Origin of the sequence: Cellulomonas endometrii, assembly GCF_949769265.1 — a bacterium.
Classification (GTDB): domain Bacteria; phylum Actinomycetota; class Actinomycetes; order Actinomycetales; family Cellulomonadaceae; genus Cellulomonas; species Cellulomonas endometrii.
Map to the genome: position 1 here is coordinate 36,517 of NZ_CATKPC010000019.1, position 25,649 is coordinate 62,165.

At 71.9% G+C, this 25,649-nt stretch carries 38 protein-coding genes; 35 read left to right on the forward strand and 3 right to left on the reverse strand.

Translation table 11 applies throughout. From position 1 onward, the window contains the following. The first annotated feature begins 27 nt into the window (after nt 1-27). Nucleotides 28-1,218 (forward strand): elongation factor Tu, encoded by a 1,191-nt coding sequence (gene tuf, locus QNH85_RS16670; protein ID WP_213281373.1) that lies wholly within the window; start codon nt 28-30, stop codon nt 1,216-1,218. 98 nt (nt 1,219-1,316) lie between these two features. On the opposite strand, the gene QNH85_RS16675 is transcribed toward tuf, so the two are convergent. Next, complete coding sequence (locus tag QNH85_RS16675; RefSeq protein ID WP_282948202.1) at nt 1,317-1,712, reverse strand: hypothetical protein; 396 nt, start codon at nt 1,710-1,712, stop codon at nt 1,317-1,319. Between the two features lie 289 nt (nt 1,713-2,001). Between QNH85_RS16675 and QNH85_RS16680 the strand changes: the two genes are divergently transcribed. The 32 genes from QNH85_RS16680 to QNH85_RS16835 all read left to right on the forward strand — a co-directional run bounded on the left by QNH85_RS16680 (nt 2,002) and on the right by QNH85_RS16835 (nt 21,558). Then, complete coding sequence (locus QNH85_RS16680; protein ID WP_282948203.1) at nt 2,002-2,940, forward strand: type IV toxin-antitoxin system AbiEi family antitoxin domain-containing protein; 939 nt, start codon at nt 2,002-2,004, stop codon at nt 2,938-2,940. Nucleotides 2,941-3,943: 1,003 nt separating this feature from the next. Beyond that, the gene (gene rpsJ, locus QNH85_RS16685) at nt 3,944-4,252 is read left to right on the forward strand and encodes a 30S ribosomal protein S10 (RefSeq protein WP_122147693.1); all 309 of its coding nucleotides are present in this window, start codon (nt 3,944-3,946) and stop codon (nt 4,250-4,252) included. Between the two features lie 22 nt (nt 4,253-4,274). Then, nucleotides 4,275-4,934, forward strand: coding sequence for a 50S ribosomal protein L3 (gene rplC / locus QNH85_RS16690; RefSeq protein WP_282948204.1), 660 nt, complete (start codon nt 4,275-4,277; stop codon nt 4,932-4,934). A gap of 5 nt (nt 4,935-4,939) precedes the next feature. After that, nucleotides 4,940-5,632, forward strand: coding sequence for a 50S ribosomal protein L4 (rplD, locus tag QNH85_RS16695; protein ID WP_213281410.1), 693 nt, complete (start codon nt 4,940-4,942; stop codon nt 5,630-5,632). Beyond that, entirely contained in the window at nt 5,629-5,931 is a 303-nt protein-coding gene (rplW, locus tag QNH85_RS16700) for a 50S ribosomal protein L23 (RefSeq protein WP_213281377.1), read from the forward strand. The genes rplD and rplW overlap by 4 nt, the downstream gene beginning before the upstream one ends. A gap of 34 nt (nt 5,932-5,965) precedes the next feature. Continuing rightward, the gene (gene rplB, locus QNH85_RS16705; RefSeq protein WP_213281378.1) at nt 5,966-6,802 is read left to right on the forward strand and encodes a 50S ribosomal protein L2; all 837 of its coding nucleotides are present in this window, start codon (nt 5,966-5,968) and stop codon (nt 6,800-6,802) included. Nucleotides 6,803-6,817: 15 nt separating this feature from the next. Beyond that, the gene (rpsS, locus tag QNH85_RS16710; protein WP_213281379.1) at nt 6,818-7,099 is read left to right on the forward strand and encodes a 30S ribosomal protein S19; all 282 of its coding nucleotides are present in this window, start codon (nt 6,818-6,820) and stop codon (nt 7,097-7,099) included. 56 nt (nt 7,100-7,155) lie between these two features. Then, nucleotides 7,156-7,521 (forward strand): 50S ribosomal protein L22, encoded by a 366-nt coding sequence (gene rplV, locus QNH85_RS16715; protein WP_282948205.1) that lies wholly within the window; start codon nt 7,156-7,158, stop codon nt 7,519-7,521. 2 nt (nt 7,522-7,523) lie between these two features. Then, nucleotides 7,524-8,369 (forward strand): 30S ribosomal protein S3, encoded by an 846-nt coding sequence (rpsC, locus tag QNH85_RS16720; RefSeq protein WP_213281380.1) that lies wholly within the window; start codon nt 7,524-7,526, stop codon nt 8,367-8,369. 3 nt (nt 8,370-8,372) lie between these two features. After that, complete coding sequence (gene rplP, locus QNH85_RS16725) at nt 8,373-8,789, forward strand: 50S ribosomal protein L16 (RefSeq protein ID WP_013882863.1); 417 nt, start codon at nt 8,373-8,375, stop codon at nt 8,787-8,789. Continuing rightward, a complete protein-coding gene (gene rpmC, locus QNH85_RS16730; RefSeq protein WP_034625876.1) occupies nt 8,789-9,028 on the forward strand; it encodes a 50S ribosomal protein L29 in 240 nt (79 codons plus the stop codon). Before rplP ends, rpmC begins: the two co-directional genes overlap by 1 nt. Before the next feature lie 7 nt (nt 9,029-9,035). Beyond that, complete coding sequence (rpsQ, locus tag QNH85_RS16735; RefSeq protein ID WP_213281381.1) at nt 9,036-9,329, forward strand: 30S ribosomal protein S17; 294 nt, start codon at nt 9,036-9,038, stop codon at nt 9,327-9,329. Nucleotides 9,330-9,410: 81 nt separating this feature from the next. Further along, nucleotides 9,411-9,779, forward strand: a complete 369-nt coding sequence (rplN, locus tag QNH85_RS16740) for a 50S ribosomal protein L14 (RefSeq protein ID WP_213281382.1) — start codon at nt 9,411-9,413, stop codon at nt 9,777-9,779. A 2-nt stretch (nt 9,780-9,781) separates the two neighbouring features. Further along, the gene (rplX, locus tag QNH85_RS16745; protein ID WP_213281383.1) at nt 9,782-10,129 is read left to right on the forward strand and encodes a 50S ribosomal protein L24; all 348 of its coding nucleotides are present in this window, start codon (nt 9,782-9,784) and stop codon (nt 10,127-10,129) included. Next, entirely contained in the window at nt 10,129-10,707 is a 579-nt protein-coding gene (gene rplE / locus QNH85_RS16750) for a 50S ribosomal protein L5 (protein WP_282948214.1), read from the forward strand. Before rplX ends, rplE begins: the two co-directional genes overlap by 1 nt. Before the next feature lie 2 nt (nt 10,708-10,709). After that, nucleotides 10,710-10,895 (forward strand): type Z 30S ribosomal protein S14, encoded by a 186-nt coding sequence (locus QNH85_RS16755; protein WP_122147680.1) that lies wholly within the window; start codon nt 10,710-10,712, stop codon nt 10,893-10,895. Between the two features lie 82 nt (nt 10,896-10,977). Beyond that, nucleotides 10,978-11,376 carry a 30S ribosomal protein S8 gene (gene rpsH / locus QNH85_RS16760; protein ID WP_213281384.1) on the forward strand — a complete coding sequence of 133 codons (399 nt, stop codon included), beginning with the start codon at nt 10,978-10,980 and terminating at the stop codon, nt 11,374-11,376. Between the two features lie 25 nt (nt 11,377-11,401). Then, nucleotides 11,402-11,938, forward strand: a complete 537-nt coding sequence (gene rplF / locus QNH85_RS16765; protein ID WP_282948218.1) for a 50S ribosomal protein L6 — start codon at nt 11,402-11,404, stop codon at nt 11,936-11,938. A gap of 2 nt (nt 11,939-11,940) precedes the next feature. Further along, nucleotides 11,941-12,312, forward strand: a complete 372-nt coding sequence (gene rplR, locus QNH85_RS16770; protein WP_213281386.1) for a 50S ribosomal protein L18 — start codon at nt 11,941-11,943, stop codon at nt 12,310-12,312. Between the two features lie 40 nt (nt 12,313-12,352). Then, nucleotides 12,353-12,988 carry a 30S ribosomal protein S5 gene (rpsE, locus tag QNH85_RS16775; RefSeq protein WP_213281387.1) on the forward strand — a complete coding sequence of 212 codons (636 nt, stop codon included), beginning with the start codon at nt 12,353-12,355 and terminating at the stop codon, nt 12,986-12,988. Next, entirely contained in the window at nt 12,988-13,170 is a 183-nt protein-coding gene (gene rpmD / locus QNH85_RS16780) for a 50S ribosomal protein L30 (protein WP_168630730.1), read from the forward strand. The genes rpsE and rpmD overlap by 1 nt, the downstream gene beginning before the upstream one ends. Nucleotides 13,171-13,172: 2 nt before the next feature. Next, entirely contained in the window at nt 13,173-13,874 is a 702-nt protein-coding gene (rplO, locus tag QNH85_RS16785) for a 50S ribosomal protein L15 (RefSeq protein ID WP_282948222.1), read from the forward strand. 241 nt (nt 13,875-14,115) lie between these two features. Continuing rightward, the gene (gene secY, locus QNH85_RS16790) at nt 14,116-15,414 is read left to right on the forward strand and encodes a preprotein translocase subunit SecY (RefSeq protein ID WP_282948224.1); all 1,299 of its coding nucleotides are present in this window, start codon (nt 14,116-14,118) and stop codon (nt 15,412-15,414) included. Further along, the gene (locus tag QNH85_RS16795; protein WP_282948225.1) at nt 15,411-16,001 is read left to right on the forward strand and encodes an adenylate kinase; all 591 of its coding nucleotides are present in this window, start codon (nt 15,411-15,413) and stop codon (nt 15,999-16,001) included. The genes secY and QNH85_RS16795 overlap by 4 nt, the downstream gene beginning before the upstream one ends. Nucleotides 16,002-16,019: 18 nt before the next feature. Further along, nucleotides 16,020-16,871: a type I methionyl aminopeptidase gene (gene map / locus QNH85_RS16800; RefSeq protein WP_282948226.1), complete on the forward strand. Its 852-nt coding sequence runs from the start codon at nt 16,020-16,022 to the stop codon at nt 16,869-16,871. 575 nt (nt 16,872-17,446) lie between these two features. Next, nucleotides 17,447-17,668, forward strand: a complete 222-nt coding sequence (infA, locus tag QNH85_RS16805; protein ID WP_013770189.1) for a translation initiation factor IF-1 — start codon at nt 17,447-17,449, stop codon at nt 17,666-17,668. 77 nt (nt 17,669-17,745) lie between these two features. Beyond that, nucleotides 17,746-17,859, forward strand: coding sequence for a 50S ribosomal protein L36 (gene rpmJ / locus QNH85_RS16810; protein WP_013117849.1), 114 nt, complete (start codon nt 17,746-17,748; stop codon nt 17,857-17,859). Nucleotides 17,860-18,077: 218 nt separating this feature from the next. Continuing rightward, nucleotides 18,078-18,458, forward strand: a complete 381-nt coding sequence (gene rpsM / locus QNH85_RS16815) for a 30S ribosomal protein S13 (RefSeq protein WP_122147671.1) — start codon at nt 18,078-18,080, stop codon at nt 18,456-18,458. A gap of 100 nt (nt 18,459-18,558) precedes the next feature. Continuing rightward, nucleotides 18,559-18,960: a 30S ribosomal protein S11 gene (rpsK, locus tag QNH85_RS16820; RefSeq protein WP_213281393.1), complete on the forward strand. Its 402-nt coding sequence runs from the start codon at nt 18,559-18,561 to the stop codon at nt 18,958-18,960. 151 nt (nt 18,961-19,111) lie between these two features. Then, a complete protein-coding gene (locus QNH85_RS16825) occupies nt 19,112-20,122 on the forward strand; it encodes a DNA-directed RNA polymerase subunit alpha (RefSeq protein WP_213281394.1) in 1,011 nt (336 codons plus the stop codon). A gap of 67 nt (nt 20,123-20,189) precedes the next feature. After that, a complete protein-coding gene (gene rplQ, locus QNH85_RS16830) occupies nt 20,190-20,723 on the forward strand; it encodes a 50S ribosomal protein L17 (protein WP_282948255.1) in 534 nt (177 codons plus the stop codon). A gap of 100 nt (nt 20,724-20,823) precedes the next feature. Further along, nucleotides 20,824-21,558, forward strand: coding sequence for an alpha/beta fold hydrolase (locus tag QNH85_RS16835; RefSeq protein WP_282948257.1), 735 nt, complete (start codon nt 20,824-20,826; stop codon nt 21,556-21,558). A gap of 7 nt (nt 21,559-21,565) precedes the next feature. On the opposite strand, the gene QNH85_RS16840 is transcribed toward QNH85_RS16835, so the two are convergent. Next, on the reverse strand, nt 21,566-22,333 hold the full coding sequence (locus QNH85_RS16840) for an ROK family protein (RefSeq protein ID WP_282948259.1): 768 nt from the start codon (nt 22,331-22,333) through the stop codon (nt 21,566-21,568). A gap of 42 nt (nt 22,334-22,375) precedes the next feature. On the opposite strand from QNH85_RS16840, the gene QNH85_RS16845 reads away from it, so the two are divergent. After that, nucleotides 22,376-23,317, forward strand: coding sequence for a tRNA pseudouridine synthase A (locus QNH85_RS16845; protein WP_282948261.1), 942 nt, complete (start codon nt 22,376-22,378; stop codon nt 23,315-23,317). A gap of 118 nt (nt 23,318-23,435) precedes the next feature. Here QNH85_RS16845 and QNH85_RS16850 read toward each other — a convergent pair whose 3' ends face one another. Further along, nucleotides 23,436-23,846 (reverse strand): DUF5709 domain-containing protein, encoded by a 411-nt coding sequence (locus tag QNH85_RS16850; RefSeq protein WP_282948262.1) that lies wholly within the window; start codon nt 23,844-23,846, stop codon nt 23,436-23,438. Between the two features lie 88 nt (nt 23,847-23,934). Here QNH85_RS16850 and QNH85_RS16855 point away from each other — a divergent pair, with 88 nt between their 5' ends. Continuing rightward, entirely contained in the window at nt 23,935-25,629 is a 1,695-nt protein-coding gene (locus QNH85_RS16855) for an ABC-F family ATP-binding cassette domain-containing protein (protein ID WP_282948264.1), read from the forward strand. The last annotated feature ends 20 nt before the right edge of the window (nt 25,630-25,649 follow it).

Consider the following 25,649-nt stretch of genomic DNA (forward strand, 5'->3'; position numbering starts at 1 on the left):
CTACACCAGAGTCCTGAGGAGGACCCAGTGGGCAAGGCGAAGTTCGAGCGGACCAAGCCGCACGTCAACATCGGGACCATCGGTCACGTCGACCACGGCAAGACGACGCTGACTGCTGCGATCTCGAAGGTGCTGCACGACAAGTACCCCGACCTGAACCCCTTCACGCCTTTCGACGAGATCGACAAGGCGCCCGAGGAGAAGCAGCGCGGCATCACGATCAACATCGCGCACGTCGAGTACCAGACGGAGAAGCGTCACTACGCTCACGTCGACGCGCCGGGTCACGCCGACTACATCAAGAACATGATCACGGGTGCGGCGCAGATGGACGGCGCCATCCTCGTGGTCGCCGCCACCGACGGCCCGATGGCCCAGACGCGTGAGCACGTCCTGCTCGCCCGTCAGGTCGGCGTGCCGTACCTGCTCGTGGCGCTCAACAAGTCCGACATGGTCGACGACGAGGAGATCCTCGAGCTCGTCGAGATGGAGGTCCGCGAGCTGCTGTCGTCGCAGGGCTTCGACGGTGACGAGGCGCCGGTCATCCGCGTCTCCGGCCTGAAGGCGCTCGAGGGCGACCCGGAGTGGGTCAAGTCCGTCGAGGACCTGCTGGACGCCGTGGACGAGTCCGTGCCGGAGCCGGTGCGTGACATGGACAAGCCGTTCCTCATGCCGATCGAGGACGTCTTCACGATCACCGGTCGTGGCACCGTCGTCACCGGCAAGGTCGACCGCGGCAAGCTGCAGATCAACTCCGAGGTCGAGATCGTCGGCATCCGCCCGGCGCAGAAGACCACGGTCACCGGCATCGAGATGTTCCACAAGCAGATGGACGAGGCGTGGGCCGGCGAGAACTGCGGCCTCCTGCTCCGCGGCACCAAGCGTGAGGACGTCGAGCGCGGCCAGGTCGTCGTGAAGCCGGGCTCGATCACGCCGCACACCGAGTTCGAGGGCCAGGTCTACATCCTGGCCAAGGACGAGGGCGGGCGTCACAACCCGTTCTACTCGAACTACCGTCCGCAGTTCTACTTCCGGACGACCGACGTCACCGGCGTCATCACGCTGCCCGAGGGCACCGAGATGGTCATGCCGGGCGACAACACGGAGATCTCCGTGACGCTGATCCAGCCCATCGCGATGGAGGAGGGCCTCGGCTTCGCCATCCGCGAGGGCGGCCGCACCGTCGGCTCGGGCCGCGTCACCAAGATCGTCAAGTGATCTGACCCCTTCGGGGGACTGATCGACCGGGAGGGCCCGGGTGCTTCGGCACCCGGGCCCTTCTGCGTGCCCGCGCGGCTCGCCGCGGGCGAGATCCGTCAGTGGCTGTCGCCGTACCCCGACGAGCCGTCGCCGTCCAGGTCGGTGCACAGCCCGTGCGCCTCGTCGCTCCCGGCCGACGCCCACTCGGCGACGCAGTCGGCGTACCCCGCGATGTGCCGGAACGTCTCGTCCACCGTGGCGTCGGTGCAGTCCGGGTCGCCGCCGGCCGGGTCGCACGGGTCGCCTGGGGCGGGCGTGGACGGTGCGGAGGGGGTGTCGTCGGTGACGGCCGGTGCCGGGCTGGGGGAGTCGACCCGCTCCGCTGCGGGGGCAGGCGCGGACGTCTCGTCGGCATCGGGCTGACCGGTGCACCCGGCCAGGGCGAGCGACAGGGACGCGCCGACGGCGGCGCCGGCGAGCCAGCGGCGGGTGCGCTCGGAAGGTGTCGTCATGTCCGGCACGGTAGCGCCCCCCGCGCCTCGCCCCCGCGCCTTCGGCGAGCCCCCGGTTGCGCCGGGCGGGGAGCTCCGCCGCTCGGCCGGAGGGACTCACCCCGGCCGGGAGGGCTCCAGCCCGCCGGCCGGCCACGCGTTCGCGCCCGGTACGCGGGTTCGCGCCCGGTGCAGAGGGCGCAGTCCCGTGCGACGGGCGCGGTCTCGGCGCGCCGGTGCACCGAGGTGCTATGGATGCGAGCTGGGGACGACGGGCTGCCGGGCCGGCGGCCGTGCGAGCGTGGCAGTCGTGGAGTCTCCGGTCCTGCCCCTGGCGCCCGGCTGCGTGGTGTCCGCCGCGGAGGCGGGCGCCCGCGGCATGGGCCCCGACGCCCTCGCGGCCGCGGTCCGCGCGGGGGCGCTCGTGCGCGTGCGGCGCGGGATGTACGCGGACGGCACGGAGTGGCGGGAGGCCTCGGACGTCCGGCGGCACCTCCTCCGCGTGCGGGCGGCGGACCGGGCCCTGGGCGACCCCGTGTTCTCGCACCGGTCGGCCGCCGCCGTCTGGGGCGTCCCCGTGCTGGGCGGCTGGTCGGACCTGGTCGACGTGGCCGTCGGTCCCGCGACGGGAGGACGCTCGCGGAACGGCGTCCGCCGTCGCACCTCGACCGTGCCGCCTCGCTCCGTGGTGCGTGACGGGCTGCGCGTCACCCCGCCCGCGACCACGGCCGTGGACCTCGCCAGGACGGAGGGCTTCGCGTCCGGGCTGGTCGCGGTGGACCACACGCTCCGGGAGCTGGTCCGTGACGCCGCGGTGCTCGAGTGCGCCCTCGACCGTCTCGGGACCGCGTGGGGCGTCCGCCGTGCGCGGCGGGTGCTGGCCTCGGCCGACCCGCTCGCGGAGTCCCCGGGGGAGTCCCTGAGCCGGGCGCGCATGATCGAGCACGGGTTGCCGCGCCCGGAGCTGCAGCACGTCGTCACCGACGCGGAAGGCACGGTGGGGCGGGTCGACTTCTGGTGGCCGGACCTGCGCCTCGTGGGGGAGTTCGACGGGCGGGTCAAGTACCGCGTGGGCGGCGTCCCGGACGGCCGAGCCCTGGAGGACCGGGTCTGGGCGGAGAAGCTCCGCGAGGACCGGCTCCGTGCACTGGGCCTCTCGGTCGTCCGCTGGACCTGGGCCGACGCGCTCGACGGCTCGCGACTCGTCCGCCGGCTGTCGGCCGCGGGACTCACCCCGCCACGGCGCTGACGCCGGCCCGCACGGGACTGCCCCCGGCGCACGGGACTGCCCCGGCGCACGGCGCCGCCCCGGTTCAGGACTGCGCCGCGCGCACGGGACCACGCGCCCGATGCGGGCCTGCGCCTGGCCGTCGGGTCTGCAGCCCTGGTGCTGGTCTGCACCTGACGCGCGACTGCGCCTCGGGTACGGGACTGCGCCTCCCGCACGGGACCGCGCCCGTTGCTGGGGGCGCAATCCCGTGGGACGGGCGCACTCTCTCCCTGGGTGCCGGCCGTGCAGGCGGTGCGCGGGACCTCCCTGGCGTGCGGGACCGAGCCCTCGGGTACGGGACTGCGCCTCCCGCACGGGACCGCGCCCGTTGCTGGGGGCGCAAACCCGTGGGACGGGCGCAGTCTCTCCCTGGGTGCCGGCCGTGCAGACGGTGCGCGGGAACTCCCTGGCGTGCGGGACCGAGCCCTCGGGTACGGGACTGCGCCCCCCGCACGGGACCGCGCCCGCTGCTGGGGGCGCAATCCCGTGGGACGGGCGCACTCTCTCCCGGGGCGCGGGGCACGCACTCTCGCCCGGGGCGCCGGGCAGGCGCTCTCTGCCGGGGCGCCCGGCGGGCATGCCCGGGGGGCCGGCCGCGGGTGCCGCTGCCCCGCCGCGGAGGCCCTCGCGCTCGCCCGAAGGCCCCGGTAGCATCGCCTGGCGCGTGATCATGCGGGTGTGACGCAGGTCCGGTTGGCTTTATCGCGCCGTGCCTGGCACACTAGACAAGTTGCCCGGGGAGGGGCCTGTCTGTGCGCGTGCGCTCGGGCGGCCGGAACCCCAGGGCAGGGACGCGTTGAGAGCCCAGCTGGAAGCCCGGGGTCACCCGGTGCACGGGCTCCATCCATCAACGACCTCGTCCCCGTCGCCGCGCCCCGGTGCGCACGACGGAGACCGGCGCAAAGGTACGTCGCGAAAAGCGACACGCCCGAGTGCGGGGGTCGGACAGCAGCAGGACGAAGAGAGAGAAGCAGACGACGCCATGGCGGGACAGAAGATCCGCATCCGGCTCAAGTCCTACGACCACGAGGTCATCGACAGCTCGGCGCGCAAGATCGTCGACACGGTGAGCCGCGCTGGTGCGACGGTCGTTGGCCCGGTGCCGCTCCCGACGGAGAAGAACGTCTTCGTCGTCATCCGGTCGCCCCACAAGTACAAGGACAGCCGCGAGCACTTCGAGATGCGCACGCACAAGCGGCTCATCGACATCATCGATCCCACGCCGAAGGCCGTCGACTCGCTCATGCGTCTCGACCTGCCCGCGGACGTGAACATCGAGATCAAGCTCTGACGCTGGGAAGGAACTGATCTTCATGGTTACCCAGCAGAACGCGCGCCCCGTCACGGCGGTGCTCGGCACGAAGCTCGGTATGACGCAGGTCTGGGACGCCGATGGCCGTCTCGTCCCCGTCACCGTGGTCGCTGTCGGCACCAACGTCGTGACCCAGGTCCGCTCCGCTGAGGCTGACGGTTACGCCGCGATCCAGCTGGCCTACGGCCAGATCGACCCGCGCAAGGTGACCAAGCCGCTGAAGGGCCACTTCGAGAAGGCGGGGGTCACCCCCCGTCGGCACGTGGCCGAGATCCGCACGTCCAACGCCGCCGAGTTCACCCTCGGCCAGGAGATCACCGCCGAGGCCTTCGCGGCCGGCGCGCTGGTCGACGTGATCGGCACCACCAAGGGCAAGGGCACCGCCGGTGTCATGAAGCGCCACGGGTTCTCCGGCGTCGGCGCCTCGCACGGTGCGCACCGCAACCACCGCAAGCCGGGCTCGATCGGTGGCGCCTCGACGCCGTCGCGCGTGTTCAAGGGCGTGCGGATGGCCGGTCGCATGGGCCACGCCCGCCAGACCACCCAGAACCTGACCGTGCACTCGGTCGACGTCGAGAAGGGTCTGCTGCTGCTCAAGGGCGCGGTTCCCGGCCCGAAGCGTGGCGTCGTCGTCGTGCGTACCGCCGTGAAGGGGGCATGAACCCCATGTCCGAGACGCTGACCGTCGACGTCGTCGACACCACGGGCAAGAAGGCCGGCACGGCCGAGCTGCCCGGTGAGGTGTTCGACGCACAGACGAACATCCCGCTGATCCACCAGGTCGTCGTGGCGCAGCTCGCCGCGGCGCGCCAGGGCACCCACGACACGAAGAACCGTGGCGAGGTCCGTGGTGGCGGCAAGAAGCCGTACAAGCAGAAGGGCACCGGCCGCGCCCGTCAGGGCTCGACCCGTGCGCCGCAGTTCGCCGGTGGTGGCGTCGTCCACGGCCCCACCCCGCGTGACTACTCCCAGCGGACCCCGAAGAAGATGAAGGCCGCGGCGCTCCGCGGTGCTCTCTCGGACCGCGCCCGCGCAGGCCGCGTCCACGTCGTCACCGGCTTCGGTGTCAACGAGGCGCCCTCGACCAAGGCCGCCGTGAGCGTGCTGGACCAGCTGTCCGGCCGCAAGCACGTGCTGGTCGTCGTCGAGCGTGCGGACGAGCTGGCGTGGAAGTCGCTGCGGAACGTCGAGCGGGTCCACCTGCTCGTCGCCGACCAGCTCAACACCTACGACGTGCTCGTCTCCGACGACGTCGTGTTCACCCAGGGCGCGCTCGACTCGTTCCTCGCCGGTCCCGCCAAGGGCCGCACGGCGACCGCTGTCGCGACGTCGTCCGAGGTCGAGGAGGACGCCAAGTGACCACCGTCGTCAAGGACCCCCGCGACATCCTGATCGCACCGGTCGTCTCGGAGAAGAGCTACGGGCTGCTCGACGAGGGCAAGTACACCTTCATCGTCGACCCGCGTGCGAACAAGACCGAGATCAAGATCGCCGTGGAGCAGGTCTTCGCGGTCAAGGTCGAGTCCGTGAACACGATCAACCGCAAGGGCAAGACGCGGCGGACGAAGTTCGGGATGGGCAAGCGCAAGGACACGAAGCGCGCGATCGTCACCCTCCGCGAGGGCACGATCGACATCTTCGGCGGACCGGTCGGCTGACCGGGTCCTGAGAGCAGATTGAGGACAGATCCCCATGGGAATCCGTAAGTACAAGCCGACGACGCCGGGCCGCCGCGGCGCCAGCGTCGCCGACTTCGTCGAGATCACGCGCTCGGAGCCGGAGAAGTCGCTGGTCCGTCCGCTGCACAAGACCGGTGGTCGCAACTCGACCGGCCGCGTCACCATGCGGCACCAGGGCGGCGGGCACAAGCGCGCCTACCGCGTGATCGACTTCCGTCGTCACGACAAGGACGGCGTGCCGGCCAAGGTCGCGCACATCGAGTACGACCCGAACCGCACCGCGCGCATCGCGCTCCTGCACTACGCCGACGGCGAGAAGCGCTACATCATCGCGCCGAACAAGCTGAAGCAGGGCGACGTCATCGAGAACGGTGCCGGCGCCGACATCAAGCCCGGCAACAACCTGCCGCTCCGCAACATCCCGACCGGTACGGTCATCCACGCCATCGAGCTCAAGCCCGGTGGCGGCGCGAAGATCGCCCGCTCGGCCGGTGCGTCGGTGCAGCTGGTGGCGAAGGACGGCCCGTACGCGCAGCTGCGCATGCCGTCCGGCGAGATCCGGAACGTCGACCTGCGCTGCCGCGCGACGATCGGCGAGGTCGGCAACGCCGAGCAGTCGAACATCAACTGGGGCAAGGCCGGCCGCATGCGGTGGAAGGGCAAGCGCCCCTCCGTCCGTGGTGTCGCGATGAACCCGATCGACCACCCGCACGGTGGTGGCGAGGGCAAGACGTCCGGTGGTCGTCACCCGGTGAGCCCCTGGGGCCAGCCGGAGGGCCGCACGCGTCGTCCGAACAAGCCGAGCGACAAGCTCATCGTCCGTCGCCGCCGCACCGGCAAGAAGCGCTGATAGGAGCCTAGCGATATGCCTCGCAGCCTGAAGAAGGGGCCCTTCGTCGACGGCCACCTGCAGAAGAAGGTCGACGCACAGAACGCCAGCGGGTCCAAGAACGTCATCAAGACGTGGTCCCGCCGTTCGATGATCACGCCGGACTTCCTCGGCCACACGTTCGCGGTGCACGACGGCCGCAAGCACACGCCGGTGTTCGTGACGGAGTCGATGGTCGGGCACAAGCTCGGCGAGTTCGCCCCGACGCGCACGTTCCGCGGCCACGAGAAGGACGACCGTAAGGGCCGTCGCCGCTGACCCCCGGGTCAGCCAGGCGACTGCCCTGACGGCAGAGACAAGAAGGCAGGACAGCAATGGAAGCCAAGGCGAAGGCGCGGTTCGTCCGCGTCACGCCCCAGAAGGCCCGGCGCGTCGTGGACCTCATCCGTGGCAAGCAGGCCGGCGAGGCCGTGTCGACGCTGAAGTTCGCGCCGCAGGCCGCGGGGGAGACGGTCCTCAAGGTCGTCGAGTCCGCGATCGCCAACGCCCGCGAGGGCGCCAAGCGTGCCGGTGAGCGCTTCGACGAGACCACCCTCTACGTCGCCGAGGCGTACGTGGACGAGGGTCCGACGCTCAAGCGGTTCCGCCCCCGGGCGCAGGGTCGTGCGAGCCAGATCCTCAAGCGCACGAGCCACATCACCGTGGTCGTCGCCGAGCGTGAGACGAAGGGAAGGGCCTGACAGTGGGACAGAAGGTCAACCCGCTCGGGTACCGCCTGGGCATCACGACCGATCACCGTTCGCGGTGGTTCGCCGACTCGACCAAGCCGGGTCAGCGGTACCGCGACTACGTCCGCGAGGACGTGCAGATCCGCAAGCTCATGAGCACCGGTCTCGAGCGCGCGGGCATCGCCAAGGTGGAGATCGAGCGGACGCGTGACCGCGTGCGCGTCGACATCCACACGGCGCGCCCGGGCATCGTCATCGGTCGCCGTGGCGCCGAGGCGGACCGCATCCGTGGCGAGCTCGAGAAGCTCACGGGCAAGCAGGTCCAGCTGAACATCCTCGAGGTCAAGAACGCCGAGATCGAGGCCCAGCTGGTCGCCCAGGGCATCGCCGAGCAGCTGGCGAGCCGCGTGTCCTTCCGTCGTGCGATGCGCAAGGGCATGCAGTCCGCGCAGCGCGCCGGCGCCAAGGGCATCCGCGTGCAGGTCTCCGGCCGCCTCGGTGGCGCGGAGATGAGCCGCACGGAGTTCTACCGCGAGGGCCGCGTGCCCCTGCACACGCTCCGCGCGAACATCGACTACGGCTTCTTCGAGGCCCGCACGACCTTCGGCCGCATCGGCGTGAAGGTCTGGGTCTACAAGGGCGACATGACCGAGCGCGAGTTCGCTCGCGAGCAGGCCACCCAGGCCCCGCGCCAGAACCGCGGTCCGCGTGCGGACCGTGGCGGCGAGCGCGGCGGCGACCGTGGCCCGCGCGGCGGCGGCCGTCGGAACGAGCGGACCGAGGCCCCGGCCGAGGCGACCGCTGCTCCGGCTGCGGCCTCCGGCGAGACGACCGCTCCTGAGACCGGAACGGAGGCCTGAGCCGTGCTGATCCCGCGCAGGCTGAAGCACCGCAAGCAGCACCACCCCGGGCGCTCCGGCGCCGCGACCGGTGGCACCGCGATCTCGTTCGGCGAGTACGGCATCCAGGCTCTCGAGCCCGCCTACGTCACGAACCGCCAGATCGAGGCTGCTCGTATCGCGATGACCCGCCACATCAAGCGTGGCGGCAAGGTCTGGATCAACATCTACCCGGACCGTCCGCTCACCAAGAAGCCCGCCGAGACCCGCATGGGTTCCGGTAAGGGTTCCCCGGAGTGGTGGATCGCCAACGTCAAGCCCGGCCGAGTGATGTTCGAGCTCGCCGGCGTCCCGGAGCCGCTGGCTCGCGAGGCCATGCGCCGCGCGCAGCACAAGCTCCCGATGAAGACCCGTTTCGTGGTTCGCGAGGGTGGTAACTGATGGCTATCGGCACCAAGGACCTGGCTCCCAGTGAGCTGGACGCCTTCGACGACGAGCGCCTCGTGGCCGAGCTGAAGAAGGCCAAGGAGGAGCTGTTCAACCTGCGCTTCCAGTCGGCCACCGGTCAGCTCGAGAGCCACGGCCGCCTCAAGGCCGTGCGTCGCGACATCGCCCGGATCTACACGATCCTGCGCGAGCGCGAGCTCGGCATCCGGACCGCACCGAGTGCGAGCGAGTGAGGACTCGATGAGCGAGAACACCAACGAGGCCACCACCGCTGTTGCGGCGAGCCGTCCGTACCGCAAGACGCGGCGCGGCTACGTGGTCAGCGACAAGATGCAGAAGACCGTCGTGGTCGAGGTCGAGGACCGGGTCAAGCACCCGCTCTACGGCAAGGTCATCCGGCGCACCAGCAAGGTCAAGGTCCACGACGAGGCCAGCACGGCCGGCGTCGGCGACCTCGTCCTCATCATGGAGACCCGCCCGCTGTCCGCGACCAAGCGGTGGCGCGTGGTGGAGATCCTCGAGAAGGCGAAGTAAGCCGCGCCCTCTTCGGCCATATTCCGTTCGGCCAGGCTCGCCCTCGCGGTGAGAACCGGCAGACGACAGGAGTTGAAGTAGATGATTCAGCAGGAGTCGCGACTTCGGGTCGCCGACAACACGGGTGCGAAGGAGATCCTCTGCATCCGTGTGCTCGGTGGTTCGGGCCGTCGCTACGCCGGTATCGGTGACGTCATCGTCGCCACCGTCAAGGACGCCATCCCCGGCGGCAACGTCAAGAAGGGCGACGTCGTCAAGGCCGTCGTCGTGCGCACCCGCAAGGAGCGCCGGCGCGTGGACGGCTCGTACATCAAGTTCGACGAGAACGCCGCGGTGATCCTCCGCAACGACGGCGAGCCGCGCGGGACCCGCATCTTCGGTCCCGTGGGCCGCGAGCTGCGCGACAAGAAGTTCATGAAGATCATCTCGCTGGCTCCGGAGGTGCTCTGACCATGGCGAAGATCAAGAAGGGCGACCTCGTGGTCGTCATCTCCGGCTCCCGCAAGGACCGGGGCAAGCAGGGGCGCGTGCTCGAGGTGCTCGCCGACCGTGACCGCGTGCTGGTCGAGGGCATCCACCGGGTGACCAAGCACACGAAGGTCGGCCAGAGCCAGCGCGGTTCCCGCACGGGTGGCATCGAGACCGTCGAGGCCCCCATCCACGTCAGCAACGTGATGCTGGTGGACCCGGAGACCAAGCGTGGCACCCGGGTCGGCTACCGCACCGAGCAGGTCGAGCGTGACGGCCGGACCCGCACCGTTCGGGTCCGCGTCGCCAAGCGCTCCGGTAAGGACATCTGATGACCGCCATCGACGAGACCACCCGGTCCTACCCGATGCCGCGCCTCAAGGTGCGGTACAACGACGCGATCCGTGGGGCGCTCCGCGAGGAGTTCCAGCACGAGAACGTCAACCAGGTCGCGCGCCTCGTGAAGGTCGTCGTGAACATGGGTGTCGGTGACGCGGCCAAGGACTCGAAGCTGATCGAGGGCGCCATCCGCGACCTCCAGCAGATCACGGGTCAGAAGCCGCAGGTCACCAAGGCCAGGAAGTCCATCGCGCAGTTCAAGCTGCGTGAGGGCATGCCGATCGGCGCGCACGTCACGCTGCGCGGCGACCGTGCCTGGGAGTTCCTGGACCGCCTGCTGTCGACCGCGCTGCCGCGCATCCGCGACTTCCGCGGGCTGTCGCCCAAGCAGTTCGACGGCCACGGCAACTACACCTTCGGTCTGACCGAGCAGTCGATGTTCCACGAGATCGACCAGGACAAGATCGACCGGGTCCGCGGCATGGACATCACGGTGGTCACCACCGCCACGACAGACGCGGAGGGCCGGGCGCTGCTGAAGCACCTGGGCTTCCCCTTCCAGGAGGCATGAGCATGGCGAAGACCGCCCTGATCAACAAGGCCGCCGGCAAGCAGAAGTTCGCCGTCCGCGCCTACACCCGGTGCCAGCGGTGCGGGCGTCCGCACTCCGTGTACCGCAAGTTCGGCCTGTGCCGGATCTGCGTGCGGGAGATGGCCCACGCGGGCCAGCTCCCCGGTGTGACCAAGAGCAGCTGGTAAATAACGACGTCGTAGGTCCGCGACCGCCCGTCCTGCTGGACGGGCGGCGTGGAAACCACGGCGAGGAAGGGCGATAGCCCCCATGACGATGACCGACCCGATCGCAGACTTCCTGACGCGTCTGCGCAACGCGAACTCGGCGCACCACGACTCGGTGACCATCCCGTACTCGAAGCTGAAGTCGCACATCGCCGAGATCCTCCAGGCGGAGGGTTACATCTCCGGCTGGACCGTCGAGGACGCCCGTGTGGGCAAGAGCCTCGTGGTCGAGCTGAAGTACGGCCCCAGCCGCGAGCGTGCGCTCGCCGGCATCAAGCGCGTGTCGAAGCCCGGTCTGCGGGTGTACGCGAAGTCGACCAACCTGCCGAAGGTCCTCGGCGGCCTGGGCGTGGCGATCCTGTCCACGTCCTCGGGTCTCCTGACGGACAAGCAGGCCGCCAAGAAGGGCGTGGGTGGGGAAGTCCTCGCCTACGTCTGGTAAGTCCGAGACGGAAAGGAGCTAGCCCATGTCTCGTATCGGCAGAATCCCCGTCCCGGTCCCGGCCGGGGTCGACGTGTCCATCAACGGTGCCGTCGTGACGGTCAAGGGTCCCAAGGGCACCCTGACGCACACGGTCCCGTCGCCCATCGAGGTCGCGCGCGACGGCGAGGACCTCGTGGTCACCCGCCCGAACGACGAGCGCCTCTCGCGGTCGCTGCACGGCCTCACGCGCACGCTGCTCGCCAACCTCGTGACCGGCGTGACCGCCGGCTACGAGAAGAAGCTGGAGATCGTCGGCACCGGTTACCGCGTGACGGCCAAGGGTGACGCGCTCGAGTTCGCGCTCGGCTTCAGCCACCCGGTGTCCGTGACGCCGCCCGCCGGCATCAGCTTCGCCGTCGAGAGCCCCACGCGGTTCTCGGTGGCCGGCATCGACAAGCAGCAGGTGGGCGAGGTCGCCGCCAACATCCGCAAGATCCGCAAGCCTGAGCCGTACAAGGGCAAGGGTGTGCGTTACGCGGGCGAGAACGTCCGCCGCAAGGTCGGAAAGGCTGGTAAGTAGCCATGGCGATCACGGTTATGGGCAAGGGCAAGTTCAAGGCCCGCAAGCGTCGCCACCTCCGGCTGCGCAAGAAGGTCGCCGGCACGGCCGCGCGTCCGCGCCTGGTGGTCACCCGGTCGAACCGGAACCTCGTGGCGCAGGTCGTCGACGACGCCGTGGGTCGCACCCTGGTGTCGGCCTCGACGCTCGAGGCCGACCTGCGTGGCGGCGAGGGCGACAAGACGGCGAAGGCGCGCCGCGTCGGCGAGCTGATCGCCGAGCGTGCCAAGGCGGCCGGCATCGACGCGGTGGTCTTCGACCGCGGCGGCAACAAGTACCACGGCCGGGTGGCTGCGGTCGCAGACGGGGCCCGCGAAGGCGGTCTCGCGCTGTGACGACGTCGACCATCCCCGCATCGAAGAAGAGGATCCACTGATGGCTGCTCCTCAGCGCAGCAACACGGGCGCTCCCCAGGGCGGCGGTGACCGCCGCGACGGTGGTCGCCGCGACGGTCGCCGGGGCGACGCCGCAGAGAAGAGCGCGTTCCTGGAGCGCGTCGTGTCCATCAACCGCGTCGCCAAGGTCGTCAAGGGCGGTCGTCGGTTCAGCTTCACCGCCCTGGTCGTCGTCGGTGACGGCGACGGCACGGTCGGTGTCGGCTACGGCAAGGCCAAGGAGGTGCCCGCCGCGATCGCGAAGGGTGTCGAGGAGGCGAAGAAGAACTTCTTCCGCGTCCCCCGCATCCAGGGCACCATCCCGCACCCCATCCAGGGTGAGGCCGCTGCCGGCGTCGTGTTCCTGCGTCCCGCGTCGCCGGGTACCGGTGTGATCGCCGGTGGTCCGGTGCGTGCGGTGCTGGAGTGCGCCGGCGTCCACGACATCCTGTCGAAGTCCCTGGGCTCCTCCAACGCCATCAACATCGTGCACGCCACGGTGGCGGCGCTGCAGGGTCTCGAGGAGCCGGCCGCCGTGGCCGCGCGCCGTGGCCTGCCGCTCGAGCACGTCGCCCCGGCGTCGCTGCTCAAGGCGCAGGCGGCGGGCCGTCCGTCGGCCGAGAAGGTGGGTGCCTGATGGCCCGCCTGAAGGTGACCCAGACCAAGTCCGCCATCGGCGGCAAGCAGAACCAGCGCGACACGCTGCGCACCCTGGGCCTGAAGCGGATCGGCGACGTCGTCGTCAAGGAGGACCGCCCTGAGATCCGCGGCATGGTCAACACGGTGACGCACCTCGTCGCGGTCGAGGAGGTGGAGTGACGATGGCGGAGAAGGAGACCGACAAGGTCGAGGAGACCGCTGCCGCGGCTCCCAAGGCGACCCGCGCCAAGAAGGCGGCGACCACCGAGTCCGCCGCCGAGAAGCCGGCCGCCAAGAAGCCCGCCGCCCGCACCACCAAGGCCAAGGCCGAGGCGGCTGCGGCGGCGGAGGAGAAGCCCGCTGCCAAGGCGAAGGCCCCGGCGAAGGCTGCTCCGAAGGCCGAGCCGAAGGCCAAGGCCGAGGCCGCGCAGGCCGGCGCGGGTGGCACCCTCAAGGTGCACCACCTGCGTCCCGCCCCGGGCGCCAAGACCGCCAAGACCCGCGTGGGTCGTGGTGAGGCGTCCAAGGGCAAGACGGCCGGTCGCGGTACCAAGGGCACCAAGGCCCGGTACCAGGTCTCGGCCGGGTTCGAGGGCGGGCAGATGCCGCTGCACATGCGGCTGCCGAAGCTCCGCGGCTTCAAGAACCCGTTCCGGGTCGAGTACCAGGTGGTCAACCTGGACAAGCTGTCCTCGCTCTACCCCGAGGGCGGCGACGTCACGGTGGCCGACCTGGTCGAGAAGGGTGCCGTCCGCAAGGGCGCCCCGGTGAAGGTGCTCGGCACCGGCGAGCTCACGGTCAAGCTGACCGTGGCCGTCGACGCGTACTCCGGTTCCGCCAAGGAGAAGATCCTGGCGGCCGGCGGCAGCGTCGCGCAGGACTGATCCCTCGGAACGGGGTCGGCGGAGGCACCACGCCCCTGCCGGCCCCGTTCTGCATCTCCCCCCGGGACGGGACCGCCCGTCCCGGGATCACGAGGCCGCCGCGCCCGGGCCGTGCCCGAAGGGTGGGCGAAGTCGGTTAGGGTTCCGCAGGGCGACGGACGGGCACCGCCCGCCGGACGAGGCCGGGCCCCGGGCGCCCGACCGGTAGACGACATCCCGCTTCGGCGGAGCAGGAGGACACGTGCTCAGCGCATTCGTGCGGGCGTTCAGGACACCCGACCTGCGGCGCAAGCTGCTGTTCACGATCGGGATCATGGTGGTCTTCCGGATCGGCTCGTTCCTGCCGACCCCCGGGGTGTCCTACCCGAACGTCCAGGTCTGCATCGACCAGGTGAGCGGCTCGAACACGCTCCTGGGCCTGGTGAACCTGTTCAGCGGCGGCGCGCTGCTGCAGCTGTCGGTGTTCTCGCTCGGGATCATGCCGTACATCACGGCGAGCATCATCATCCAGCTGCTGCGCGTGGTGATCCCCCACTTCGAGGCCCTGCACAAGGAGGGCCAGTCCGGCACCGCGAAGCTCACGCAGTACACGCGGTACCTGACGATCGGCCTGGCGGTCCTGCAGTCGACGACGGTCATCATCACCGCCCGCAACGGCCAGCTGTTCCCGGGCTGCTCCGTGGACGTGATCCCGGACGGCGACATCGTCACCACGCTCATCATGATCGTGACGATGACGGCCGGTACCGGTCTGATCATGTGGCTGGGCGAGCTCATCACCGAGCGCGGCGTCGGCAACGGCATGTCGCTGCTCATCTTCACGTCGATCGCCGCGTCCTTCCCGGGCGCCATGTGGTCGATCGCGGGCGGCTCGGGCGGCATCGGCGCCTTCCTGGTCATCCTGGCGATCATCGTGCTGGTCATCGCGCTCGTCGTGTTCGTCGAGCAGTCGCAGCGCCGGATCCCGGTGCAGTACGCGAAGCGGATGGTCGGGCGGCGGATGTACGGCGGCTCGTCCACCTACATCCCGATCAAGATCAACATGGCGGGCGTCATCCCCGTCATCTTCGCGTCGTCCCTGCTGCAGGTCCCGGCGCTGCTGTCGGGCTTCGGGGACCCGACCGCGGGCTGGCGCCAGTGGGTGGCGAACAACCTGGCCGCCACGGACGCGCCGCTGCACATCGCGCTGTACGTGCTGCTGATCATCTTCTTCTGCTACTTCTACACGGCGATCACGTTCAACCCGGACGAGGTCGCGGACAACATGAAGCGGTACGGCGGGTTCATCCCCGGCATCCGCGCCGGCCGCCCGACGGCCGAGTACCTGGACTACGTGATCACCCGCATCACCGCGCCCGGGTCCATCTACCTCGCGCTGGTCGCGCTCATCCCGACCATCGCGTTCATCGTGCTGGGGGTCGGGACGAACATCCCGTTCGGCGGCTCCTCGATCCTCATCGTCGTGGGCGTCGGCCTGGAGACGGTGAAGCAGATCGAGTCGCAGCTCCAGCAGCGGCACTACGAAGGGTTCCTGCGATGACCGCCCGCTCCACCGCCCGTCTCGTCCTGCTCGGCCCTCCCGGGGCCGGCAAGGGCACCCAGGCGGCCCGGCTCGCCGAGCAGCTGGGTGTCCCGGCGATCTCGACCGGGGACATCTTCCGGGCGAACATCAAGGGCGGCACGGAGCTCGGCCGCACGGCGCAGGAGTACACCGCCCGCGGTGCGCTCGTCCCGGACGAGGTCACGAACGCCATGGTCCGCGACCGGCTCGCGCAGCCGGACGCCGCCGACGGGTTCCTGCTCGACGGGTACCCCCGCAACGTGGCGCAGGTCGGAGAGCTGGACGCGATCCTGTCCGCGACCGACCGCGCGCTCGACGCCGCTCTCGAGATCACGGCGGACGCCGACGTGGTCGTGGAGCGCCTGCTGAAGCGCGCCGATGTCGAGGGCCGCGCGGACGACACGGAGCCGGTCATCCGGCACCGGCTGGACGTGTACGCCGAGCAGACGGCGCCCATCTCGGGCGTCTACGCCGAGCGCGGCCTGCTCGTGCAGGTCGACGGCATCGGCGAGGTCGACGAGGTGACGGAGCGGCTGCTCGCGGCCCTCGCGTCCCGCGTCGGCTGACCGCGACGGGGAGCCGACGTGTTCGGACGTGAGCGGATCGAGCTGAAGACGCCCGAGCAGGTGCTGCTGATGCGGCGGGCCGGGCTGGTCGTCGCGGACGCCCTGGCCGCCGCGCGCACCGCGGCGGTGCCGTGTGCGACCACGGCCGACATCGACGCCGTGGCGGCCGCGGTCATCGCGGACGCGGGCGCGCAGCCGTCGTTCCTCGGGTACATGGACTACCCGGCGACCGTGTGCGTCTCGGTGAACGACGAGGTGGTGCACGGCATCCCCTCGGGGCGCGTGCTGGAGCCGGGCGACGTGGTGTCGATCGACTGCGGGGCGATCGTCGAGGGCTGGCACGGCGACTCCGCGCTGACCGTCGTGCTGCCGGACGCGGACCCGGCCGACCTGGCGCTGTCCGCCGTCACCGAGAAGGCCATGTGGGACGGCATCGCCGCGCTGGCCTCGGGCAGCGGCCTGGCGGACCGCCTGGGCGTCGTGGGGGAGGCCGTCGAGCGGGCGGTCGAGGACGCGGACCCGGCGCCCAACGGCTGCGTGCCGTTCGGCATCGTGCAGGACTACGTGGGCCACGGCATCGGCTCGGCCATGCACCAGCCGCCGGACGTCCTGAACTACCGCACCCGGGACCGCGGGTCCCGGCTGAAGCCCGGCATGTGCCTGGCCGTCGAGCCGATGATCACCCGCGGGTCCGCCGGCACCGAGGTGCTCGAGGACGACTGGACGGTCGTCACCGTCGACGGGTCGCGCGCGGCGCACTGGGAGCACTCGGTGGCGCTGCACGAGGGCGGCATCTGGGTGCTGACCGCCGTGGACGGCGGTGCGGCGGAGCTCGCCGCGCGCGGGGTCGCGGTCGCCCCGCTGGGCTGAGCACGGGCCCGGCCGCTCACCCGTCCGGGTGACCTCGTTCCCCGGCGTGGGGAGCACGTCGTGCCGGGTGACGTGCGTCGCGCGGCTGGACTGGCTGGCGTCCGCGCGGGCGCTCGCCGGATACGCCCCGACCGTCGCCGGCGCGGGGACGGACCCGGCGGCCCGGCAGCGGGTACTGCGCCCCGCGGCGCGTTCTGCGCCCAGTAGCCGGGACTGCGCCTCCTGCAGGGGGCGCAGTCCCGGCGCACGGGCGCAGTCGTCGTCACCGGAGAGGGGGCGACCGGGAAGAAGCGGGGCGGTGGGCGCGTTGTGACCGGTGTGCCGCAGTGCGGCGCGTCCGCTTGACGGCCGCCGCCACGGTTTCTCCCGCGCGGCCCGATGGCGTATGATCGTCCGTTGGGTGTGCGCCCTGTCGCTGCTGCACGTCCCGTCCGAGCCCGACCGCTTCCGTGGTCGTGCCGTGCGGGTGGACCGCGGCGCAGGCCACGGGGCACGTCCACCGCTTCCCGCCCGCCGGTCGTGCCGGGGGACGCGGGGTGCGGACCGGAAGTTCAGGACAAGAGTTAGCGGAGGACATGGCGAAGAAGGACGGTGTCATCGAGATCGAGGGCAGCGTGGTCGAGGCTCTGCCGAACGCGATGTTCCGCGTGGAGCTGACGAACGGCCACAAGGTGCTCGCCCACATCTCGGGCAAGATGCGCCAGCACTACATCCGGATCCTCCCGGAGGACCGGGTGGTGGTCGAGCTGAGCCCGTACGACCTGTCCCGCGGGCGCATCGTCTACCGCTACAAGTAAATCGACCGAACGAGCATCGCCGTCGGCCACGCCCCCGCTCGCGGGGACGAGGTGCATCGGCGGCGGAGGAACAGGCCATGAAGGTCAAGCCCAGCGTCAAGAAGATCTGCGACAAGTGCAAGGTGATCCGCCGGCACGGTCGCGTCCAGGTGATCTGCGAGAACCTGCGCCACAAGCAGCGCCAGGGCTGAGCACCACGAGCCCTGCCGCCGCTCGGCACCTGATCGAGCAGCAGCACCCGGCCGCTCCCTGATCCCAGGGGACGGCCACCAGCGCACCGCCGAACCGGCGCCGCACCCGCACGACGGGATCGGACCGGTGAACCCCTGGCTCGGAGGCCGGGGCCCGCAGCCAAGCGGGAGGACGGTGCGGCAGACCTCCGAGGAGAAGTACAGGAGCCGGAAGGCACATGGCACGTCTTGTCGGCGTCGACCTCCCCCGCGAGAAGCGGCTCGAGATCGCGCTCACCTACATCTACGGCGTCGGCCGTACCCGCGCCCAGCAGACGCTGGCCGCGACCGGCATCAGCCCCGACGTCCGGGTCAAGGACCTGGACGACGCCCAGCTCGTCACGCTGCGTGACTACCTCGAGGGCAACTTCAAGCTCGAGGGTGACCTGCGACGCGAGGTCGCCGCGGACATCCGCCGCAAGGTCGAGATCGGCAGCTACGAGGGTCTGCGTCACCGCCGCGGGCTCCCCGTGCGCGGTCAGCGCACGAAGACCAACGCGCGTACCCGCAAGGGCCCGAAGCGCACCGTCGCCGGCAAGAAGAAGGCCGGCCGGAAGTAGCCCGACCGCGGCCCGCCGAGCCCGCGCCCTCACGGACGCGCCGGCCGAGCCGCGTCGGACACCCGACCTCACCTGAGCAGCAGCGAGAGAGAACGAGCAGATGCCTCCCAAGACCCGCAGTTCCGTGCGCAAGCCGCGCCGCAAGGAGAAGAAGAACGTCTCCCACGGCCAGGCGCACATCAAGAGCACCTTCAACAACACGATCGTCTCGATCACCGACCCGAGCGGCGCCGTGATCTCCTGGGCGTCCGGCGGCGACGTGGGCTTCAAGGGCTCGCGCAAGTCGACGCCCTACGCCGCGGGCATGGCCGCCGAGGCCGCCGCGCGCAAGGCGCAGGAGCACGGCATGAAGAAGGTCGACGTCTTCGTCAAGGGCCCGGGCTCCGGTCGCGAGACCGCGATCCGCTCGCTGACGGCCGCCGGCCTCGAGGTCGGCTCGATCCAGGACGTGACGCCGCAGGCCCACAACGGCTGCCGTCCGCCGAAGCGCCGCCGCGTCTGACACCCCGTAGCCGGGCCGCCACGGGCGGGGGAGCGATCTCCCGCCCGTGCGCGGTGCCGGCCGGTCGTCCGGGTGGACCGAGACCCGAGGCGGCCAGCGAGTACACCTGCGCTGCGTCATATGGCGGACGCACGCTGAGAGGAACCCCGAAGTGCTCATCGCACAGCGCCCCACCCTGACCGAAGAGGTCATCTCGGAGTACCGCTCGCGGTTCTCCATCGAGCCGCTCGAGCCGGGCTTCGGCTACACGCTCGGCAACTCCCTGCGCCGGACCCTGCTGTCGTCCATCCCGGGCGCGGCCGTGACGAGCATCCGGATCGACGGCGTGCTCCACGAGTTCAGCACGGTGCCGGGCGTCAAGGAGGACGTCACCGAGATCATCCTCAACATCAAGAACCTCGTCGTCTCCTCGGAGAACGACGAGCCGGTCGTGATGTACCTGCGCAAGCAGGGTGCCGGTGAGGTCACCGCGGCGGACATCGTCCCGCCGGCCGGTGTCGAGGTGCACAACCCCGACCTGCAGCTCGCCACGCTGAACGAGAAGGGCAAGCTCGAGATCGAGCTGACCGTCGAGCGCGGCCGTGGCTACGTGTCGGCGAACCAGAACAAGTCGTACGAGGCCGAGATCGGTCGCATCCCCGTCGACTCGATCTACTCGCCCGTCCTCAAGGTGACCTACAAGGTCGAGGCGACGCGTGTCGAGCAGCGGACCGACTTCGACAAGCTCATCGTCGACGTCGAGACCAAGCCGGCGATCACCCCGCGGGACGCGCTCGCTTCGGCGGGCAAGACCCTGGTCGAGCTGTTCGGCCTGGCCCGCGAGCTGAACGTCGAGGCCGAGGGCATCGAGATCGGCCCGTCGCCGACGGACGCGGCCCTGGCCGCCGACCTGGCGCTGCCGATCGAGGACCTGCAGCTGACCATCCGGTCGTACAACTGCCTCAAGCGCGAGGGCATCCACACGGTGGGCGAGCTCGTGGCACGGTCCGAGGCCGACCTGCTCGACATCCGCAACTTCGGTGCGAAGTCGATCACCGAGGTCAAGGAGAAGCTGGCCGAGCTGAACCTGTCCCTGAAGGACAGCCCGCTCGACTTCGACCCGAGCGCCGCCGCGTACTACGACGGCGACGAGGGCGACTTCACCGAGGACGAGCAGTACTGACGCCGGGGAGGCGGTGCGTGGCTGACGCGCGCCGCCCGCCCATCACTGGAACCAAGGAGTAAAGACCATGCCTACGCCCACCAAGGGTCCCCGGCTCGGTGGCGGCCCGGCGCACGAGCGGCTGATCCTGGCCAACCTGGCCACGGCGCTGTTCGAGCACAAGCGCATCACGACGACGGAGGCCAAGGCCAAGCGCCTGCGCCCCCTCGCCGAGCGCCTCGTCACGTTCGCCAAGCGCGGTGACCTGCACGCCCGCCGCCGCGTCCTGACCGTCGTCCGCGACAAGTCGGTCGTCCACGAGCTGTTCGTGGAGATCGCCCCGCAGATGGCCGAGCGCCAGGGTGGCTACACCCGCATCACGAAGATCGGTCCCCGCAAGGGCGACAACGCGCCGATGGCCGTGATCGAGCTCGTCCTCGAGCCCGTCTCGCCGAAGCAGGCCGTCGTCCGCGAGGCCACGAAGGCCGCCGCGAAGGCTGCGCCGAAGGCCGAGGAGGCGCCGGTCGAGGAGACCGCCGCCGACGAGACCGTCGAGGAGACCACCGAGGCCCCGGCCGAGGAGTCGACCGAGGCGACGACCGACGAGGCCGACAAGGCCTGACCGACCGGTCCGCACCGACAGGGCCCGGTCCGCGAGCTGCACGCTCGGGGGCCGGGCCCTGTCGCGTCCCCCGGGGAGCCGGCGGGTACGGTCGGGACGCATGAGCGTCCCTGTCGTCCTGGTGCACGGGCTGCGGACGTCCCGCACGATGTGGCGGGCGCAGGTCGCGGCGCTGGAGGCGTACGGCTCGCGGGCGGTGGCGGTGGACCTGCCCGGGCACGGCGCGCGGCTGGGGGAGCGGTTCACCCTCGACGGGGCGGTGGCGGCGGTCGCCGACGGGGTGGACGCGGCCGGCGGGCGGGCGCTCGTCGTCGGGCTGTCGCTCGGCGGGTACACCGCGATCGCCCACGCCGCCCGGCACCCGGAGCAGGTCGCGGGGCTGGTCGCGGCGTCGTGCTCGACCCGGCCGCTGGCCGCGCTGGTCGACGGGTGGGCGCTGCTGGCCCGCGGGATCGCGCGGCTGCCGGACGCCGGCGCGGGGCTGAACCAGGGGATGGTGGACCGGGTGCTGCCCGTCGAGGGCGCCCGCGACGTCGCGGCCGGCGGGTTCGCGCTCGACGTGATGGACGACGCGCTGCGGGCGATGCGGTCGGCGACCCCCGTCGAGGACCTGGCGGCGGTGGCGGCGCCCGTGTGGCTGGTGAACGGGCGCTACGACCACTTCCGGGGCGAGGAGCGCCGGTTCCTGCGCGCCTGCCGGGACGGCCGCCTGGTGATCGTGCCGGGCGCGACGCACCTGGTGTCGCTGGTGGCGCCGGTGGGGTTCACGCGGGTGCTGCTCGACGCGGTCGACGCGGTGACGGCGCGCGAGCGGGACGCCGCGCCGCGGCGCTAGACCGCCGTCAGACCCCGAGCTGCCACGCCCGGACGCCGCCGACGATGCCCGCCTGGTTCGGCACCACCACGACGTCGTCGCCGAGCCGGGCGAGCACCTGCGGCGTGATCTGCCGGGCGTTGCCGCCGCCGAGGTACACGCGGTCCCAGAGCACGACCGGCCGCAGGCCCTCGACGACCTGCCGCACGCGGCGGGACCACAGGGCGTCGCCGAGCCGGGCCCGCTGGATCTGGCCGATGTACTCGTCGTAGGTGGTCATGCGGCGGACCGGGGCGTGCGACCACTCGAGGTGCGGCGCCAGCTGCCCGCCGTCGAACAGGGCGGAGCCGAGCCCGGTGCCGAGGGTCAGGACAAGCTCCACGCCTGTGCCCGACACGACGCCGGCGCCGTGCACCTCGGCGTCGTTGAGGACGAGGGTGGGCACGCCGAGCTGCTGCTCGACGGCCGCCCGGATGTCGCAGCCCGCCCACGCCGCGACGAGCTCGGGGTCGACGCGGGTGTGCGGGCCGGAGCGGGTGACGTAGTGCGGGGTGGCGACGACGACGCCGTGCCGGATCATCCCCGGCATGCCGACCGTCGCCCGGTCGAAGGCGGGCAGCCGCGCGGCGATCTCCGCGATCGTGGCGACCAGCCGCTCCGGCGGCAGGGGGTACGGGGTCGGCACGCGGACCGCGGGGGCGTGCAGCGTGCCGGACGCGTCGAGCACCGAGGCCTTGATGCCGCCGCCGCCGCAGTCGACGGCGAGCGTGTACGGGGTCGACGCGGGCGCTGGCACCGGTCCACCGTAGAGCAGCCGCCCGCCCCGTACGCTCGGTGCGTGCGCGACCAGCCCCTCGACCCCTCCGGCGTGCTCCCGTACGAGGTGCAGTCCGTCCGCGTCCGCGTCGACCTCTCCTACGACGGCACGGACTTCGCGGGCTGGGCGCGCCAGCCGGGCCTGCGCACCGTGCAGGGCGTCGTCGAGGACGGGCTGGGGCTCGTGCTCCGCTCCGCGCACCGCGGGCAGCAGCCGCCGCGGGTCACGGTCGCCGGGCGGACGGACGCCGGGGTGCACGCGCGGGGGCAGGTGCTGCACGTGGACGTGCCGGACGACGCGTGGCGGGCCGTGCCGGGGCGCTCGGATCGCTCCCCGGAGGAGTCGCTGCTGACGCGGCTGGCCGGCGTGCTGCCCGCGGACGTCGTCGCGACGCGGGTGCGGGTCGCCCCGGAGGGCTTCGACGCGCGGTTCTCGGCGGTGGCGCGGCGGTACGTGTACCGGATCTGCGACGACGAGGCCCTGCGGGACCCGCTGCGCCGGCACCACGTGCTGTGGACCCGCCGGCCGCTCGACGTCGACGCGATGCACGAGGGGGCGGCCCGGGTGCTCGGCCGGCACGACTTCGCGGCGTTCTGCAAGCCGCGGCCGGGGGCGACGACGATCCGGACCCTGGACGAGCTCGGGTGGGAGCGGCCCGCCGACGGGCCGGACGCCGGGCTGGTCGTGGCGACGGTCCGGGCGGACGCGTTCTGCCACAGCATGGTGCGGGCCCTCGTGGGGGCCAGCATCGCCGTGGGGGAGGGCCGTCGCGGCGTCGACTGGCCGGCGGAGCTGCTCGTCGGCGGCCGGCGGGACCCCGGCGGTGCGGTCGTCGCCGCGCACGGCCTCACCCTCGAGGAGGTCGTGTACCCCCCGGACGCCGAGCTCGCCGACCGGCAGCAGCGCACCCGCGCGCTGCGCTCGCCGGACGACGTCCACCCGCACCCGCTCCGCGCGGACTGACGGGCGCCGGCCGCTGGCGATCGCCGAGATCGGCAGTCCGGCGCCGAGCTCGGCACCCGGACCTGCCGACCTCGACCGGGCACTGCCGACCTCGGCGTGACGGCTCAGGCAGGAGCCGTCACGGCTCCTCGTCGACCACGTGCACGGCGGCCTCCTCGGCCGACGCCGCACCGCCGTCGATGCCCGCGTCCACCGCGAACTGGTCGTTGCCGCCGGACTCCACGGCGTCGTCGTCCTCGAGCAGCCGGCCGGCGCGGTCGGGCTCGCGGCCCGCGTCCGGTGCCGGGTCGGCCTCCCAGACCTCGGGCTCCTCCTGCGCGACGCGCTGGTCGAGCGTCTCGCCGCGGGACTCCTCCCAGGGGGTCTCGCCCCAGTGGCTCACCGCGGGGCGGGCCCGCTCCGGCAGCGTGAACCCCTCGTCCATGGGGTCGACACCGCGGTCGGACAGCGTGTCCTCGCCGGGCAGCTGGTTGTCGTCGCCCTCGGAGCCGAGGGCCGGGTCGGTGCTGGTGGCTGGGGTGTCGCTCATGCCTCCGAGCGTGGCACCGGCTCCCGCAGGATGCCACCGCAGGCATATCGGGTTGGGGACCGGGCCGTGGTGCTGGGACCATCGGGGCATGGGTCATCTCGAGGTGCACGACGTGCGCTACGTGCTCCCCGACGGCCGGCCGCTCCTCGGGGGCATCGACCTGCGGGTGGGTGAGGGGCAGCGCACCGCCCTGGTCGGGCCGAACGGCGCCGGCAAGTCGACGCTGCTGCGCATCGTCGCGGGCGACGAGCAGCCGCACGAGGGCGCGGTCGTGCGCACCGGCGGGCTCGGCGTCATGCGCCAGGACGTGGGACGGATCGCCGACGACCGCTCCGTGCGCGACCTGCTCGCCTCGCTCGCGACCGGCGCGGTCGGCGCGGCGGCGGCCGAGCTCACCGCGTCCGAGCTGCGGATGATGGAGGTCGACGACGAGCCGTCCCAGATGCGGTACGCGCAGGCGCTCGCGGACTGGGCCGACGTCGGCGGCTACGAGGTCGAGGCCGACTGGGACCGCGTGACCGACGCCGTGCTGTCGATCCCGTTCGACCGGGCGCAGCACCGCAGCGTCCGCACCCTGTCCGGCGGCGAGCAGAAGCGCCTGGTGCTGGAGGCGCTGCTGCGCGGCCCGCAGGAGGTGCTGCTGCTCGACGAGCCGGACAACGCGCTCGACGTGCCCACCAAGCGCTGGCTCGAGGAGCGGCTGCTCGCCAGCCCCAAGACCGTCCTGCTGGTCAGCCACGACCGCGAGCTGCTGTCCCGGGTGCCGACGCACGTGGCGACGCTGGAGCCCGCGCGCGCCGGGGCGACCGTCTGGGTGCACGGCGGCACGTTCACCACCTACACCGAGGCCCGGGAGGCGCGCCGCGACCGGCTGGCGGAGCTCGCCCGCCGCTGGGACGAGGAGCACGCCAAGCTCATCACCCTGGTCCAGACGCTCAAGACCAAGGCCGCGTTCAACGACGGCCTCGCGTCGCGGTACTCCGCGGCCCAGACCCGGCTGCGCAAGTTCGAGGAGGCCGGCCCGCCGGAGGAGGTCGCGCGGGACCAGCAGGTCCGGGTGCGCCTGCGGGGCGGGCGCACCGCGAAGCGCGCCGTGGTCGCCGAGGGCCTGGAGCTCACCGGGCTCATGCAGCCCTTCGACCTGGAGGTCTGGTTCGGCGAGCGCGTCGCGGTGCTCGGGTCCAACGGGTCCGGGAAGTCGCACTTCCTGCGGCTGCTCGCCGCCGGCGGCACCGACCCCCAGCCCGAGCAGGCCCTCGCCGAGGGGGAGATGCCCATCGACCCCGTGCGGCACTCCGGCGTCGCCCGCCTGGGCTCGCGCGTCGTGCCCGGGTTCTTCGCGCAGAACCGGCAGCACGCGCAGGACGCGGCGTTCGCGGGCCGGACGCTGCTGGAGATCCTGCACCGCGGGGAGGGGCGGCGGCCGGGCATGGGGCGGGAGCCCGCGAGCAAGGCCCTGGACCGGTACGAGCTGGTGGCCTCCGCGGAGCAGCGGTACGACACCCTGTCCGGCGGGCAGCAGGCGCGGTTCCACATCCTGCTGCTCGAGCTCGGCGGCGCGACCCTGCTGCTGCTCGACGAGCCGACCGACAACCTCGACCTGCACTCCGCGGAGGCCCTGGAGGCGGGGCTCGCGGCGTTCGAGGGCACCGTGCTGGCCGTGACCCACGACCGCTGGTTCGCGCGCGGGTTCGACCGGTTCCTCGTGTTCGGCGAGGACGGCGCCGTGGTGGAGACCCCGGAGCCGGTGTGGGACGCGGGGCGGGTGGCGCGGGCGCGCTGACGAGCCGCTCGTGGCCGCGC

Coding starts and splice junctions, on each gene's coding strand:
- QNH85_RS16675 (WP_282948202.1), bottom strand. CDS start 1,712: ATGACGACACCTTCCGAGCGCACCCGCCGCTGGCTCGCCGGCGCCGCC.
- rpsJ (WP_122147693.1), top strand. CDS start 3,944: ATGGCGGGACAGAAGATCCGCATCCGGCTCAAGTCCTACGACCACGAG.
- rplC (WP_282948204.1), top strand. CDS start 4,275: ATGGTTACCCAGCAGAACGCGCGCCCCGTCACGGCGGTGCTCGGCACG.
- rplD (WP_213281410.1), top strand. CDS start 4,940: ATGTCCGAGACGCTGACCGTCGACGTCGTCGACACCACGGGCAAGAAG.
- rplB (WP_213281378.1), top strand. CDS start 5,966: ATGGGAATCCGTAAGTACAAGCCGACGACGCCGGGCCGCCGCGGCGCC.
- rpsS (WP_213281379.1), top strand. CDS start 6,818: ATGCCTCGCAGCCTGAAGAAGGGGCCCTTCGTCGACGGCCACCTGCAG.
- rplV (WP_282948205.1), top strand. CDS start 7,156: ATGGAAGCCAAGGCGAAGGCGCGGTTCGTCCGCGTCACGCCCCAGAAG.
- rpmC (WP_034625876.1), top strand. CDS start 8,789: ATGGCTATCGGCACCAAGGACCTGGCTCCCAGTGAGCTGGACGCCTTC.
- rpsQ (WP_213281381.1), top strand. CDS start 9,036: ATGAGCGAGAACACCAACGAGGCCACCACCGCTGTTGCGGCGAGCCGT.
- rplN (WP_213281382.1), top strand. CDS start 9,411: ATGATTCAGCAGGAGTCGCGACTTCGGGTCGCCGACAACACGGGTGCG.
- rplX (WP_213281383.1), top strand. CDS start 9,782: ATGGCGAAGATCAAGAAGGGCGACCTCGTGGTCGTCATCTCCGGCTCC.
- rplE (WP_282948214.1), top strand. CDS start 10,129: ATGACCGCCATCGACGAGACCACCCGGTCCTACCCGATGCCGCGCCTC.
- QNH85_RS16755 (WP_122147680.1), top strand. CDS start 10,710: ATGGCGAAGACCGCCCTGATCAACAAGGCCGCCGGCAAGCAGAAGTTC.
- rpsH (WP_213281384.1), top strand. CDS start 10,978: ATGACGATGACCGACCCGATCGCAGACTTCCTGACGCGTCTGCGCAAC.
- rplF (WP_282948218.1), top strand. CDS start 11,402: ATGTCTCGTATCGGCAGAATCCCCGTCCCGGTCCCGGCCGGGGTCGAC.
- rplR (WP_213281386.1), top strand. CDS start 11,941: ATGGCGATCACGGTTATGGGCAAGGGCAAGTTCAAGGCCCGCAAGCGT.
- rpsE (WP_213281387.1), top strand. CDS start 12,353: ATGGCTGCTCCTCAGCGCAGCAACACGGGCGCTCCCCAGGGCGGCGGT.
- rpmD (WP_168630730.1), top strand. CDS start 12,988: ATGGCCCGCCTGAAGGTGACCCAGACCAAGTCCGCCATCGGCGGCAAG.
- rplO (WP_282948222.1), top strand. CDS start 13,173: ATGGCGGAGAAGGAGACCGACAAGGTCGAGGAGACCGCTGCCGCGGCT.
- QNH85_RS16795 (WP_282948225.1), top strand. CDS start 15,411: ATGACCGCCCGCTCCACCGCCCGTCTCGTCCTGCTCGGCCCTCCCGGG.
- infA (WP_013770189.1), top strand. CDS start 17,447: ATGGCGAAGAAGGACGGTGTCATCGAGATCGAGGGCAGCGTGGTCGAG.
- rpmJ (WP_013117849.1), top strand. CDS start 17,746: ATGAAGGTCAAGCCCAGCGTCAAGAAGATCTGCGACAAGTGCAAGGTG.
- rpsM (WP_122147671.1), top strand. CDS start 18,078: ATGGCACGTCTTGTCGGCGTCGACCTCCCCCGCGAGAAGCGGCTCGAG.
- rpsK (WP_213281393.1), top strand. CDS start 18,559: ATGCCTCCCAAGACCCGCAGTTCCGTGCGCAAGCCGCGCCGCAAGGAG.
- rplQ (WP_282948255.1), top strand. CDS start 20,190: ATGCCTACGCCCACCAAGGGTCCCCGGCTCGGTGGCGGCCCGGCGCAC.
- QNH85_RS16835 (WP_282948257.1), top strand. CDS start 20,824: ATGAGCGTCCCTGTCGTCCTGGTGCACGGGCTGCGGACGTCCCGCACG.
- QNH85_RS16850 (WP_282948262.1), bottom strand. CDS start 23,846: ATGAGCGACACCCCAGCCACCAGCACCGACCCGGCCCTCGGCTCCGAG.
- QNH85_RS16855 (WP_282948264.1), top strand. CDS start 23,935: ATGGGTCATCTCGAGGTGCACGACGTGCGCTACGTGCTCCCCGACGGC.